16 protein-coding genes are annotated in these 12,186 nt (G+C 69.9%); 7 read left to right on the top strand and 9 right to left on the bottom strand.

The annotated features are described in order from the left end of the window. Positions 1–90 precede the first annotated feature (90 nt). The 3 genes from CQ042_RS03725 to CQ042_RS03715 are packed head-to-tail and all read left to right on the top strand — an operon-like array spanning position 91 to position 2,962. The gene (locus CQ042_RS03725) at positions 91–1,086 is read left to right on the top strand and encodes a putative F420-0 ABC transporter substrate-binding protein (protein ID WP_105668870.1); all 996 of its coding nucleotides are present in this window, start codon (positions 91–93) and stop codon (positions 1,084–1,086) included. Beyond that, complete coding sequence (locus tag CQ042_RS03720) at positions 1,083–2,156, top strand: putative F420-0 ABC transporter permease subunit (protein ID WP_219844802.1); 1,074 nt, start codon at positions 1,083–1,085, stop codon at positions 2,154–2,156. The genes CQ042_RS03725 and CQ042_RS03720 overlap by 4 nt, the downstream gene beginning before the upstream one ends. Then, positions 2,153–2,962 (top strand): ABC transporter ATP-binding protein, encoded by an 810-nt coding sequence (locus tag CQ042_RS03715; protein WP_105668869.1) that lies wholly within the window; start codon positions 2,153–2,155, stop codon positions 2,960–2,962. Before CQ042_RS03720 ends, CQ042_RS03715 begins: the two co-directional genes overlap by 4 nt. 24 nt (positions 2,963–2,986) lie before the next feature. On the opposite strand, the gene CQ042_RS03710 is transcribed toward CQ042_RS03715, so the two are convergent. From CQ042_RS03710 to CQ042_RS03670, 9 genes are all read right to left on the bottom strand, one after another. Continuing rightward, a complete protein-coding gene (locus CQ042_RS03710) occupies positions 2,987–3,370 on the bottom strand; it encodes a nuclear transport factor 2 family protein (protein WP_105668868.1) in 384 nt (127 codons plus the stop codon). A gap of 28 nt (positions 3,371–3,398) precedes the next feature. Further along, complete coding sequence (locus CQ042_RS03705) at positions 3,399–3,863, bottom strand: hypothetical protein (RefSeq protein ID WP_105668867.1); 465 nt, start codon at positions 3,861–3,863, stop codon at positions 3,399–3,401. A gap of 149 nt (positions 3,864–4,012) precedes the next feature. Next, the gene (gene cofD / locus CQ042_RS03700; protein ID WP_105668866.1) at positions 4,013–5,008 is read right to left on the bottom strand and encodes a 2-phospho-L-lactate transferase; all 996 of its coding nucleotides are present in this window, start codon (positions 5,006–5,008) and stop codon (positions 4,013–4,015) included. Continuing rightward, a complete protein-coding gene (gene cofC / locus CQ042_RS03695; protein WP_258132011.1) occupies positions 5,005–5,676 on the bottom strand; it encodes a 2-phospho-L-lactate guanylyltransferase in 672 nt (223 codons plus the stop codon). Before cofC ends, cofD begins: the two co-directional genes overlap by 4 nt. 10 nt (positions 5,677–5,686) lie before the next feature. After that, positions 5,687–6,700, bottom strand: coding sequence for a glucose-6-phosphate dehydrogenase (coenzyme-F420) (gene fgd / locus CQ042_RS03690; protein WP_105668864.1), 1,014 nt, complete (start codon positions 6,698–6,700; stop codon positions 5,687–5,689). After that, positions 6,697–7,512, bottom strand: a complete 816-nt coding sequence (gene cofE, locus CQ042_RS03685; RefSeq protein ID WP_105668863.1) for a coenzyme F420-0:L-glutamate ligase — start codon at positions 7,510–7,512, stop codon at positions 6,697–6,699. The genes fgd and cofE overlap by 4 nt, the downstream gene beginning before the upstream one ends. After that, positions 7,509–8,501, bottom strand: a complete 993-nt coding sequence (locus CQ042_RS03680) for a TIGR03557 family F420-dependent LLM class oxidoreductase (RefSeq protein ID WP_105668862.1) — start codon at positions 8,499–8,501, stop codon at positions 7,509–7,511. Before CQ042_RS03680 ends, cofE begins: the two co-directional genes overlap by 4 nt. Before the next feature lie 202 nt (positions 8,502–8,703). Then, entirely contained in the window at positions 8,704–9,138 is a 435-nt protein-coding gene (locus CQ042_RS03675) for a hypothetical protein (protein WP_105668861.1), read from the bottom strand. After that, complete coding sequence (locus tag CQ042_RS03670) at positions 9,135–9,545, bottom strand: hypothetical protein (protein ID WP_105668860.1); 411 nt, start codon at positions 9,543–9,545, stop codon at positions 9,135–9,137. Before CQ042_RS03670 ends, CQ042_RS03675 begins: the two co-directional genes overlap by 4 nt. A 217-nt stretch (positions 9,546–9,762) precedes the next feature. Between CQ042_RS03670 and CQ042_RS03665 the strand changes: the two genes are divergently transcribed. From CQ042_RS03665 to CQ042_RS03650, 4 genes are all read left to right on the top strand, one after another. Next, on the top strand, positions 9,763–10,053 hold the full coding sequence (locus CQ042_RS03665; RefSeq protein ID WP_105668859.1) for a hypothetical protein: 291 nt from the start codon (positions 9,763–9,765) through the stop codon (positions 10,051–10,053). Continuing rightward, positions 10,053–11,339, top strand: a complete 1,287-nt coding sequence (locus tag CQ042_RS20370; RefSeq protein ID WP_105668858.1) for a putative T7SS-secreted protein — start codon at positions 10,053–10,055, stop codon at positions 11,337–11,339. Before CQ042_RS03665 ends, CQ042_RS20370 begins: the two co-directional genes overlap by 1 nt. Beyond that, complete coding sequence (locus tag CQ042_RS03655; protein ID WP_105668857.1) at positions 11,336–11,830, top strand: hypothetical protein; 495 nt, start codon at positions 11,336–11,338, stop codon at positions 11,828–11,830. Before CQ042_RS20370 ends, CQ042_RS03655 begins: the two co-directional genes overlap by 4 nt. Positions 11,831–11,891: 61 nt before the next feature. Continuing rightward, positions 11,892–12,176 carry a WXG100 family type VII secretion target gene (locus tag CQ042_RS03650; protein ID WP_181157425.1) on the top strand — a complete coding sequence of 95 codons (285 nt, stop codon included), beginning with the start codon at positions 11,892–11,894 and terminating at the stop codon, positions 12,174–12,176. Positions 12,177–12,186: the final 10 nt, after the last annotated feature.

Here is a 12,186-nt window from a genome sequence, read left to right as displayed (position 1 = left end):
CGGCCCGATTGGCCGGCGTCGGTGGTCCCGACCTGGACTGCGAACGTGCTCTCTCTTGCGCCCTTCCCCTTCCTCGTCTCCCGGAGAACCATGCCTGCCACCGCCCGCGCCCTCGGCGCCGCCCCCGTCCTCGCCCTCTTCCTCGCCGCCGGACTCGGCGGATGCGCCGGCACTCCCGCGACATCGGCCGAAGCGCCCGCCACCGAGGCACCCCGGACCGAGCCGGTCGTGCTCGACAACTGCGGCACCGAGGTCTCGCTCGACGCCGCGCCGCAGCGCATCGTCACGATCAAGTCGTCGACGCTCGAACTCGCCCTCGCTCTCGGCGCGGGCGACCGGATCATCGGCTCGGCGTTCTCCGACGGCCCCCTCCCCGACGACCTCGCCACGGATGCCGAGGGCATCGAGGTCATCTCCGACAAGGTGCCGTCGAAGGAGGCCGTGCTCGACCTCGAACCCGACCTGGTGTTCGCCGGATGGGAGTCGAACTTCTCGGTGGACGGTGCCGGCGAACGCGCCGACCTGCAGCAGCTCGGCATCACCACCTACGTCGCCCCCGCGGCCTGCAAGGCCGCGGGATACATGCCCGACCCGCTCACGTTCGACACCGTCTTCGACGGCTTCGCGGAGGCCGGCGAGCTGCTGGGCGAGACGGATGCGGCGAGCGCGCTGATCGCCGAGCAGCGCGCGGAGCTCGACGCGATCACCCCCGACGACCGCGGCCTCACGGCGCTCTGGTACTCGTCCGGAACGGACCAGCCCTTCGTGGGCGCGGGTATCGGAGCTCCGCAGATGATCATGGCGGCGGCCGGGCTCGACAACGTCTTCGCCGATGTCGAGGACACCTGGACCTCGACATCGTGGGAGCTGATCGCCGAGGCCGACCCCGATGTGATCGTGCTGGTGGATGCCGCGTGGAACACGGCCGCCTCCAAGATCGCGCTGCTCACCGCCAACCCGGTCACCGCACAGCTCGACGCGGTGCGGAACGAGCGATACGTGACCGTCGACTTCCCGGCGACCGAGGCCGGCATCCGCAACGTCGACGCCGTGGAGTCGATCGTGGCGCAGCTCGGAGAGCGGTGAGCGTCACGATCCCGCTGCGGACGGCGATCCCGGTCGCGGCGGCGTCTCCCCCTCGGCCGCGGCGGCGGCGCACCGTCTCGGCGATCGCGGTCCTGCTGCTCGCGCTGGGGGGCACGGTGGTCGCTGGGGTTGCGATCGGGCCGGCCGACATCACCCCGGCCGAACTCGTGGCGAGCGTGTGGTCGCACCTGACCGGGGCTGCCAGCGGGCTCTCGCCCATCCGCGACGCGATCATCTGGGACGGGCGCGTGCCCCGTGTGCTCACGGCCGCCGCGGTCGGGGGCGGCCTGGCCCTGTGCGGCGCCGTGATGCAGGCCCTCACCCGCAACCCGCTCGCCGATCCGTACCTGCTCGGGCTGTCGTCCGGCGCCTCGACCGGCGCGGTGCTCGTCATCGTCCTGGGCGCCGCGGTCGCCCTGCCGTTCGCGGCGTTCGCCGGCGCCCTGCTCGCGCTGGCCCTCACACTCGGCCTGGCCCGCGCCGCCGGCTCCGCGGGTCCGACCGCCGTGGTGCTCGCGGGTCTCGCCGTGTCGGCCGTGCTCGCCGCGCTGACCAGTCTCGTGATCTTCTGGAGCGCGACGAACGACAGCTACCGCGAGATCCTCAGCTGGCTGCTCGGCTCGCTCGGCGGCGCCGATTGGGGGGATGCCGCGTTGGCCGGTGTCGCCGTGGCCGTCTGCGCCATCCCCCTGCTGGCCGCGGCCCGTCCGCTCGACAGCCTCGTGCTCGGTGACACCGCGGCCGAGGCGCTGGGCATCCCGGTCACCCGGGTGCGGGTGTTCCTCTTCGTGTGCACGGCACTGCTGACGGGTGCGCTCGTGGCGGTGAGCGGATCGATCGGCTTCGTGGGGCTGATCCTGCCGCATGCCGTGCGGGCGGTCGTCGGCGCCCGCCATCGCGCGCTGCTCCCGGTGTCGTTCCTCGCAGGCGCCGTGTTCCTCGTCTGGGCCGACACCATCGCCCGCACCGTCTTCGAGCCGCGCGAGCTGCCGGTCGGCATCGTCACCGCCCTGATCGGCGGACCGGTGTTCGCCGTGTTGATGCTGCGCATGCGGAAGGGCCGTGCATGAACGCGTCGCTCCTCACCGGCCTCGACGCCCGCCGCCTCCGGTTCGGGCACGGCGGGCGACTCCTCTTCGACGACATGCATCTCGCCGCTCCCGGAGGCTCCGTCACCGCGCTGCTCGGCCCCAACGGCTCGGGCAAGAGCACGCTGCTGCGTCTGATCGCCGGCGCTCTCCGCGGCGGCACCGAGACCCTGGCACTCGACGGCGCATCGCTCACGGCGATGCGCCGCCGCGAGCGCGCGCAACACGTGGCCCTGGTCGAGCAGGAATGGTCGGCAGCCGAGGGCATGACCGGGCGCGACATCGTGGGACTCGGACTGCTCCCGCACCGGGGGTGGCTGTCGTTCGAGGGCGAAGAGGCGGATGCCGCCGCCACCGACGCGGCACTGATCCGTGCGGGGGCGCTCGAGTTCGCGGATCGCGATGCGGGGACCCTGTCGGGCGGCGAGCGCCAGCGGGTGAACCTCGCCAGAGCCCTGGCCCAGCGGCCGACGTTGCTGCTGTGCGACGAACCGACGAATCACCTCGACATCCGGGCGCAGCTCGACGCGCTCGCACTGCTGCGCTCGCTCGCCCGCGACGGCATGACGGTGCTCGCGGCGCTGCATGACCTCAACCATGCCGCCGCGTTCGCGGACCGGATCGTGGTGATCGCAGACGGCCACGTGCAGGCGGCGGGCCCTCCTCAGGAGGTGCTGACGCGCGAGCTCATCGCCCGCGTCTGGCACGTCGATGCCGAGGTGCTCTCGCGCCCGGGCAGCGATCGCCCGCTGATCGTGTTCGACGCCGAGGAGGCCGTCGTGCGCTGAGGGGCGGATTCCCCGCCGAGCGCACTACCCGTCGACGAGGCTCACGCTGCCGGAGACCACCTGCCACCGTCCATCGACGATCGACCAGGATCGTTCGTAGCCGAGAACCGCTTCGACCCGGTTGCCGCGGTCGAAGACGACGATGTCTGCGCGCGAGCGCGTTCTGGCCTGCCCGCCCTGCTCCTGCGTCGAGCGTTCGAGTTCGGTGAGGGATTCGAAACGCGTCGCCCCGGAGCGATGCGCCTCGAGATCGGCGTCGCGACCGACGACGGATCCGTCGATCACCGTGAAGGCGAGGTCCGGGGAGAGGAGCTCGCTGAGCGTGTCGACATCGCTCTGTCGCATCGCGTCCAGCAGGAGATCCTCTGCCTGGTCGGCGGTTCTGTTCAGATCGTCACGGGTGGCCATGGACGCAGGCTACCGCGACCGGACGGGTTCAGCTCCAGACCGCGTCGGCGGATGCGAGCTGCGGGACGAGGACATAAGCGCCGAGACGGTGGGCGAGCGCCTCGGCTTCGGCCTCCTGATCCGCCTGCTCCTGGCACACGTCGGAGGCTGCGGAGCCCCCGCCCGCCCCCACGCCCGCGAGAACGCAGGCCTGCGCGGGCTTCCGAAGCCTCTCGAATGCCATGGGCAGCGCCTCGCATCGGGAATGTCCGCACAGCAGGTGCGCGAGCTCGTGGATCACCACGTGCAGCCGATACCAGCGCGGGTCGGATCCGCGCACCGGGATCCTCGCACGATCACCCTCGACGAGCACGAACTGCGGGACCGCGTTCCATTCCTCCTCGGTCAGCACCTCGACCTCGATGTCCAGCATCAGCAGGGCGGATACCCGCTCCGTGATGCACTGCACACTCGCGCCGCACTCGACCTCCAGCTCTTCGAAGAGCCGGTCCACTGGACTTCGACCACTCACGATTCCCTCACCCCTCGCAGAGTCCGACCCCCTTTCGGCCGGACAACCCTCACAGTGGAGAGACGGCGGTGGGGGCCCAGTCATTACGCCGAAAACCTGGGAACTTTCGGCCAGTCTTTCGCGACTTCGGGCTATGACCTTCGGTGCGCGTCGAGCGCAGCGGTCGCGAGAGCTGCGGCACTGTCGAGGTCACGCATCCACAGCGGGCGCACCGGCGCACGGAGTCCCTCGGCCCCGAGCCCCGCAGCGAGGGAGGCATCCTCCTCGGCGATGAGCCAGGCGTCGAGCAGGCCGCCCTTCGCCCGGGAGCCGTAATGACGACCGACCGCGTCGGCCGTGGCGGGGAGGCCGACGGCTGCGAGACAGGCGTCGGCCATGCCGCGCACCGGAGAGCCATCGATGATCGGCGACACTCCGACCACGACTCCGGGGGCGGCGCGAACCGCGTCGGAGATTCCGGGCACGGCGAGGATGGGGCCTAGTGAGACCACCGGATTGGACGGCGCGAAGAGGACGACGTCGGCAGCGGCCAGCACCTCACTCACACCGGGCGCGGGCGCGGACTGCGCGATGCCCGGCCACTCGAACCCGTGCGCCGGCAGCGCCGCACGGTGCCTGGTCCACCACTCCTGGAAGTGCATCCGGCCCCGGTCGGTCATGACATGCGTGTCGACCTCGGCATCCGTCATCGGCAGCAGTCGGACTCCGAGCGGCCAGCGTGAGGCGAGGCGTCCGACGACATCGGTCACCGAGGCGCCGTCGCGGAGCCAGCCCGTGCGGGCGATGTGCGCACCGAGGTCGAGGTCACCCAAGGTGAACCACGGCCACCCGGCTCCCCACGCGTGCAGCTCCGTGGCCACCCGCTCGCTCTCGCCCGCCCTGCCCCAGCCGCGTGCGGTGTCGTTCACGCCGGCGAGTGCGTAGATCATCGAGTCGACATCGGGTTGCAGCCGCAGGCCGCTGAGCCACAGGTCGTCGCCGGTGTTGGCGATCACCGTGATCTCGGCACGGGTGCCACCGGCCGCATCCGGCCATCGCCGACGCGCGGCCTCGCGCACGCCGACCACGAACTTCGATCCGCCCACTCCGCCTGCCAGCACGACGATGCGCGGTGCGGCAGCGGTCATGAGGCGAGCACCAGCGGGCGATCGACGAGTGCCGCGGTGCGCGGCCCCAGACCGGCGCGGCGTGCGGCTCGGAGATGCTCGGCGTGATCGAGGTCGCGACGCAGGCCGCTCAGCACCGGGAATCCGACCTCGGCGAATCCGGCTGCGCGATGCGCGGAGGCCGAATCGGACCCGAAGCGCGGGGTGAGGTCGAAGCCCGCCCGAGCCGTCGCGAGCACCGTGCCCGTTCCTTCCGCATCGGGGACGAACGCCCGTGGGTGCGACGAGGCGAACGCGAGCGCCCTGGCCAGCTCGTCCGGACGCAGCGCCGGCAGGTCACCGAGCAGCACGGCACGGGGGCGCATGTCGGGAGCCGCACTCACTCCGAGCCCGATCGCCGTGGTCAATCCCTCACCGCGATCACGCACCAGGCGCACCCTCGGCAGCAGACGCAGAGCGGTCGCCGTGACCTCGTCGCTCGTGACGACGATCACCTCCGCCACCCGCTCGCACGCTGCGGCGGCCTCGACCGTGTCGAGGGCGATCGCCCGAGCGAGGGGTTCGCGATCGACACCGGGGATCCGCAACCGCGACTTGCCGATCTCGGCGCGCTTGACCGGGACCACCACGACCCATTCGCGCACGGGGGCGCCGGGCAGCGGTACCCCGGCACCCGCACCGCGGATCACGTCGGCCTCCTCAACCGCGCAGCCGGGGCGCGATGTCGCGCTCGAACAGCTGCAGGAATCGACGCTGGTCGTGACCCGGCGCATGGAAGACGAGGTGGTTGAAGCCCCAATCGATGTACTGCTGGATGTCGGCGGCGACCGCATCCGGGTCGTTCCCGACGATCCAGCGCTTGGCGATGGTCTCCAGCGGCAGCGCATCGGCGGCCTTCTCCATCTCGACCGGATCGGTGATGTCGTGCTTCTGCTCCTTCGACAGCGACAGCGGCGACCAGAACCGGGTGTTCTCCAGCGCCGCCTCGCGGGTCTCCTCGTACGACAGCTTGATCTCGATCATCCGGTCGTAGCTGTCGAACGAGCGCTCCGACTGCTCGAGCCCCTCCTTCACGGCGGGGAGCAGCTGGTCGACGTAGAGCTCCTGGCCCTTGCCCGAGGTGCAGATGAAGCCGTCGCCCGCCCGTCCGGCGTAGCGGGCGACCATCGGGCCACCCGCGGCGATGTAGATCGGGATGCCAGCCTCGGGGCGGTCGTAGATCGAGGCGTCGTGCGTGGAGTAGTACTCGCCGTCGAAGTTCACCCGGTCGCCTGACCACAGCGCCCGCATCAGGCGCACAGACTCGCGCAACCGCGCATAGCGCTCCTTGAACTCGGGCCACTCCTGCTCGCCCGCGCCGCGGAATCCGGTCGCGATCTCGTTCAGCGCCTCACCGGATCCGACACCCAGGACGATGCGGTCCTGGTACAGGCAGCCCAGGCTCGCGAACGCCTGCGCGAGCACGGCCGGGTTGTAGCGGAAGGTGGGGGTCAGCACCGAGGTGCCGATGCGGATGTTCGACGTGCGCTCGCCGACCGCCGCCATCCACGTCAGCGAGAACGGGGCGTGCCCGCCCGTGTGCCGCCACGGCTGGAAGTGGTCGCTCGCGAACACGGACTGCATGCCGTGCGCCTCTGCGGCGACCGAGATCTCGACGAGCTCCCGCGGGTCGAACTGCTCTGCGCTGGCCTTGTATCCGAGGGTCAGTGTCATGTCGCATCCTTCTTTTCGTGTTCCTGCTGTTCGTGTGCGGGGAGACCGGCCAGGGCGGCGGCGTATCCATCGCGGTATCCCTGGTCGAGCGCTTCGGCGGTGCCCAGCCAGAAGAGGTCGCGCTCCGAGGCGCGCACGATGCTCGACGCTCCGGGCAGGGTGAGGGGTCCGACGAGGTCGGCGCGACCGCGCACCACGGCTACCGGGTTGCCGCTCGCCTTGCCCTTGACGAGGTCTGCGGCCGCGGCGAGCTCGTCGGCGACGCACGGGGTCGTGACGCTCAGGACCTTGCCCGCCTGGTCGGTCGTGCCGCGGAGGTCGGCGATCATGTGCACGCCTCCGCCGCCGATCGCGACGTCGGTCTGTCCTTCACGCCAGGGGCGGCCGAGGGTGTCGCTGAGGATCACGCCCACCTCTGCCCCGGTGGCGGCCCGCAGCCCTGCGGCGAGCGCACGCGCCGACCGGTCCGGATCTTCGGGAAGCAGCAGCACCCAGCCGTCGGGGGTGTTGCTGGCGTCGACACCGGCAGCCGCCGAGACCATCCCGAGGCGATTCTCGACGATGCGCATGGTGTGACCGTCGTAGGTGCGGGAGGCGACGAGGCGCACGGTCTCGGCGGTGATCGCCTCCTCGCGGTCGGCAGCCTGCACGTAGCGCCCCTCGGCCTTGGAGACGATCTTCGAGGTCACGACGAGGATGTCGCCGTGGGCGAGCTCGACGCCCGTGGCGAGGATCAGGGCGACCAGGTCGTCGCCGGGGTGTACCTCGCCCATGCCGGTGAGGGCGAAGACACTGATCGCGGGGGCGCTCATGCGTGCACCTTCGGGAGGACGTCGCGACCGAAGACCTCGAGGAACTCGCGCTGGTCGGGTCCGACGTTGTGCAGGTAGATGCGCGTGAAGCCGAGGTCGACGTACCGCTGGATCTGCGCCCGGTGCTCGTCAGGGTCGGCGGAGATGAGCATCGACGCCCGCATGTCGTCGGCCGTCACTCCGCGGACGAGCTGTTCGAAGTCGTACGGCGAGCGCACGTCGCCCCGGCGCATCCGGAGTCCGGCGATCGGCCATTCGGTGAGCGCGTTCGCGAGGGCCTGCTCCTCGGTCGGCGCCCACGAGAGGCGCAGCTGCAGCACCTTCGGAAGCCGCTCGGGGTCGTGTCCCGCCTCCCGGGCGCCCTCGCCGAACCGGGCGAGCAGCGGGGCGAGGCGCTCCACCTCGGCGGAGGTCGTGATCAGCCCGTCGGCGTTCCGGCCGGCGCGGCGGGCGGTGGCAGGACCCGCGGTGGCGACATAGACCGGCGGGGCGGTCGGCGGCATCGTCCAGAGCCTGGTCGACTCCATCCGGAAGTGCTCGCCGCGGTGGCGGGTGTCGCGACCGGCGAGGGAGGCGGTGAAGAGCTTGCGGATCAGGTCGACGGCTTCGAACATGCGGTCGATGCGCTCCGCGGGTTCGGGCCAATAGTCACCGACGATGTGCTCGTTCAGCGCCTCCCCCGATCCGACGCCGAGCCAGGCCCTCCCCGGGTACAGCGCCGCGAGGGTCGCTGCGGCCTGAGCGACGACGGCGGGGTGTGTGCGGAAGCCCGGTGTGGTGACCCCGGGGCCCAGGTCGCCCGTGGTGTGCGCGCCGATCGCGCCGAGCATGGTCCACACGTGCGCGGCGTTGCGGTGGCGCGGAAGCCACGGCTGGAAGTGATCGGTGGCCATGATCCCGCGGAACCCGTGCGCCTCGGCGAGGACGCAGTTCTCGATCACGGCGGTCGGCTCGACCTGCTCGAGCATCGCGGCGTACCCGATGTGCATGTCGCCTCCTCCCCCTTGATCTGCTGCTGTTCCCATTGAATGGATACTGGATCCAAAAGTCAAGAGACACCGCTGGTCAATTGCCTGGAGGCCTGCGCTGTCGAGTGCACGGGATCTCGACGAGTGCACGGCTTCCTTGCGTTGATACGCCGTGCACTCGACACGAAGCCGTGCACTCGCGGCCGGGCGCGGGAGCGCGCGGCTATCCGTTGGCGTAGATGGCGATCGTGGCCCATCCCAGGCCGAGGACGAGGAGCGCGGAGTGGGTGAGGACCTGCTGCATCGCGGTGGTCCGCCGTCGGAACGCCCAGGTCAAGACGAGCGCGAGGAGCCCGAGTCCGGTGGCGAGGAACGCGATCGGGACCCGAGACTCACCGGTCTGGGTGGTGATCGTGCCGCCGTCCGTGGCGGCGTAGGTGCACTGTCGACCCGGGGGCAGGAACGTGATGTCGGCTTCGTAGGCGGAGGAGTCTTCTGTCGCCACAGCCCCTGGGGGCACATTCCCGAAGCATTGGCCTTCGATCTCGCGGCCGTCGGCATACTGACCGATGAAGACGAACCAGATCAACACCGCGCCCAGCGCGCTCAGGAGGACGAACCACCACCCCAGAGTGCGCGGGCGCTCCGCCTTCGTCATCGCGTCACGGCCTCTCGCGCCCTCTCGACACCGATGAGGCTGGTCGCGGAGAACGCGTACGCTCCGGCGACCACGAGCGCCAGCAGCGCACCGACGGTGACGGCGAGCGGGAACGGCGTGCTGCTCGCTCGAAAGAGGCCGGTGACGGCCTGAATCGCGAAGAGGGCGGAAAGGACCGCACTGGAGAGCGCCGTCGTCGTCATCCGCCACCACGGCCGGGGCTCCAGACTCTCGCCGGGACCGCGGAACGCTCTCGCAGTGAAGACCACCAGAGCGATGACCGCCAGTAGCGACCAGGCATACCCGACGAAGACGTCCATCGCCCCGAGGACGACCCCGATCATCGGCAGGATGAACAGCGCTCCGACGACGATCCCCGCCTTGGCCGAAGGTTCTCGTAGGCGCATTCCACGCCCTCCTCTCCCGCACGCGACGAAAGGGACGCCGCGCCATAAGCACGCTAGGCGTTTGCGAGCGCCGTGTCTGTCGACTGTTCGGCGGACAAGCGCGTCGCATCCGCAGGTTCCGTCCGTTGTTGAAGGGTTGTCAGTCCTCACTTGAGGACATATAGTCCCCTTTTGGGGCTGCTGTGATGAAGATGGCAGCGATTCATCGGAGGGCAGGATGGCGCAGGACTACGAGATCGACACCGATGTGCTGCGCGCCATGTCGACCAAGGCACGCCGAGCTGTCGTCGGCCTCGGCTCTTCGGAGATCGCGGAGCCGGCCGATGCGGGGCATGAGTGGATCGTCGCTGCGGCAGCAGACTTCGGCACGAAGTGGTCCTCGGGGCTGACGGCGCGGGTCGCTGATGCTGAGGACTTCGCGGACCGGCTCGAGACAACCGCGCGCGTCTTCGAAGAGGGCACCGACGCGGCGAAGGCCGAGGTCGACGCGATGATCTGGGACGACTGATGGAACTCGGGCAGTCGCAGTCCGCGACGGATCTCATCCCCGGGTCGGTGTCAGACGCGCGAGCGACCGCAGAGGCATGGAAGGCGCACAGCACGGCGGCGACCCAGGTGCGCGATGACCTGTCCCGCCTGGATGACGACGGCACCTGGAAGGGCGACGCGTACGACGCCTACCTGGAACGGTTCCAGCGCCAACTCCTGCATTGGAAAGACGCCGGCGAAGGGCTTCGAGCCGGGGCGAATGCGTTGTTCACCTGGGCAGATGCCCTGGAGTGGGCGCAGGACGAAGCAGACCGTGCGATCACCCTCTGGAACGAGGCCGAACAGCAGGCCATGACGGCGCTGGCCACTCATCGCGCGTCCATGCGCGAACTGCGTACGGGACAAGGCCTGCGATATCCCGAGATCGACGTGCCGTTCATCGATCCGTCCGGCCCCGCACACGACGAAGCGCGAGAGGTGCTGTTCAACGCGCGGATGACACTCGAGGTCTTCGCCCGCGACCGCGCCTCCCGGCTGGACGAAGCGGCAGCCGCCGCACGGATGCCGCTGACCGATGCGGAAGCAGCGAGTGCGGCGCAGCGCGCGATCACGACCATCGCTTTCGACGTCGCCGTCGTCCGGCCCTTCCGGGCGACGCTCGACATGCTCGCGGTGTCGGCGCAGACGCTGTGGGAGCACCCCGACACCATCCTCGAGCTCCTCGGCGGCGTCGCACTCGTGGTCGGCGGTGGAACGATGATGGGAGGAGGGGGAGCCGTCGCGGTCACCGGCGTCGGTGCAGTGCCCGGCGGTGGCCTGGCCTGGGCCGGCGCGGGAGTAGCCGCCGCCGGCCTCGCCGCAGCGGGACACGCCGCCGGTCGATGGGCAAACGAATCCGCCACCAACGCTGCTGAGGGCCCGCCGCCGCACCCCACCCACGGTGGACGCAACGTGCTCGGCCAGTACAACGGCGACGGCCAACGGCCCTGGGTCGACGCCGAGAAGATCGGTCTCGACCAGGTCGAGGAGAGGCTCGGAGTCGACGTCATCCGCGACAAGGTGCGTGCGATCATCGAGGGGTTCCGGCAACCAGGAGCTTCGACCGATCAACACCGCTACTTCGACGGGCTCTACCGGAATGCTGACGGGACCTACACAGCGATCGAGGTCAAGAGCGGCGGGGGCACTCAAAATGCTGCGCAGAGGGGTTTTGACAGCACGCTGAGCGTCGAGCGACCAGCGACTGCCATGCTCGACGGCGAGAAGATTCAGATCGTTCGAGTGATATTGAAGGAAGTACCGTGACGAAACCTACACACATCGACCAGATCAACGGCTTCACGCGGGGTGCTCTTCTCGACGACCTCCGCCCTTATCCGGAGGAGATTCGTTTTGCGTTGAACCGGATGAACGGGTCGTCGTTCTGGGCGTGGAGCCTGTGGCGCGCGCCGGAGGGTGCGGATCTGCTGGAGAGCATCCCGTTCAACGACGAATACATGCAGTGCGCAGGAACCGCGGAAGCACTCACGATCGAGGTCCGCTACGTCGATCCAGACGGCACCCCACACCAGTACACGATTGGTCGGCCAGACGGCGACCTCTCCGGCGAACCGACCGAAGTGATCCACTGGGACGACGGCCGCTACAGCACGACGGTCTACCCGAACGAGGTCTTCACCGCCGACGAGGCGGCCGTGATCTTCTACACCTACTTCCTCACAGACAAGGTCGCGCAGCCGTACACTCTCCGCGAAATCGACATGAGCGTGCCTGAATCCGCTGAGGATGAAGCGTGATGCACCTCCAGCCCTACGTGCTCCGCGAACTCGACCTGTCCCACGAACTCTCGGAGGAACGATGAGAGTCGCCGTCGACCACGATGCCGTCGCAAACGCCGTCGCACGGCTCGCCCTCACCGTGCGCGGCTTCGAACACGAGCTCGACACCCTCGATGCCGCGGCGACCCAGCTGAAGGACACGTGGACCGGTGACGCGCAGAACGCCTACGAGCGTGCCCACCGGGAGTGGTCCGCCGCGATCCGTGACATGAAGGCGCTGCTCGCCGAAGCCACCCGCCGACTCATCACCGCCAACGCGATCTCCGGGGAGACAGCCGCGATCGCGACCGGCGTCTGGACCTGACGCTCTCTTC

This window comes from Microbacterium sp. MYb62 (genome assembly GCF_002979475.1).
In the GTDB taxonomy this organism is placed as follows: domain Bacteria; phylum Actinomycetota; class Actinomycetes; order Actinomycetales; family Microbacteriaceae; genus Microbacterium.
Note: the sequence above shows the minus strand (reverse complement) of the source record. Positions and strands in the feature narration are given on the sequence as shown.

Excerpts from the sequence above, each read along its gene's own strand:
- CQ042_RS03675 (WP_105668861.1), bottom strand. The coding sequence starts at position 9,138 with ATGACGAAGGCGGAGCGCCCGCGCACTCTGGGGTGGTGGTTCGTCCTC.
- CQ042_RS03680 (WP_105668862.1), bottom strand. The coding sequence starts at position 8,501 with ATGCACATCGGGTACGCCGCGATGCTCGAGCAGGTCGAGCCGACCGCC.
- CQ042_RS03650 (WP_181157425.1), top strand. The coding sequence starts at position 11,892 with ATGAGAGTCGCCGTCGACCACGATGCCGTCGCAAACGCCGTCGCACGG.
- fgd (WP_105668864.1), bottom strand. The coding sequence starts at position 6,700 with ATGACACTGACCCTCGGATACAAGGCCAGCGCAGAGCAGTTCGACCCG.
- CQ042_RS20370 (WP_105668858.1), top strand. The coding sequence starts at position 10,053 with ATGGAACTCGGGCAGTCGCAGTCCGCGACGGATCTCATCCCCGGGTCG.
- cofD (WP_105668866.1), bottom strand. The coding sequence starts at position 5,008 with ATGACCGCTGCCGCACCGCGCATCGTCGTGCTGGCAGGCGGAGTGGGC.
- CQ042_RS03715 (WP_105668869.1), top strand. The coding sequence starts at position 2,153 with ATGAACGCGTCGCTCCTCACCGGCCTCGACGCCCGCCGCCTCCGGTTC.
- cofE (WP_105668863.1), bottom strand. The coding sequence starts at position 7,512 with ATGAGCGCCCCCGCGATCAGTGTCTTCGCCCTCACCGGCATGGGCGAG.
- CQ042_RS03665 (WP_105668859.1), top strand. The coding sequence starts at position 9,763 with ATGGCGCAGGACTACGAGATCGACACCGATGTGCTGCGCGCCATGTCG.
- CQ042_RS03670 (WP_105668860.1), bottom strand. The coding sequence starts at position 9,545 with ATGCGCCTACGAGAACCTTCGGCCAAGGCGGGGATCGTCGTCGGAGCG.
- CQ042_RS03725 (WP_105668870.1), top strand. The coding sequence starts at position 91 with ATGCCTGCCACCGCCCGCGCCCTCGGCGCCGCCCCCGTCCTCGCCCTC.
- CQ042_RS03710 (WP_105668868.1), bottom strand. The coding sequence starts at position 3,370 with ATGGCCACCCGTGACGATCTGAACAGAACCGCCGACCAGGCAGAGGAT.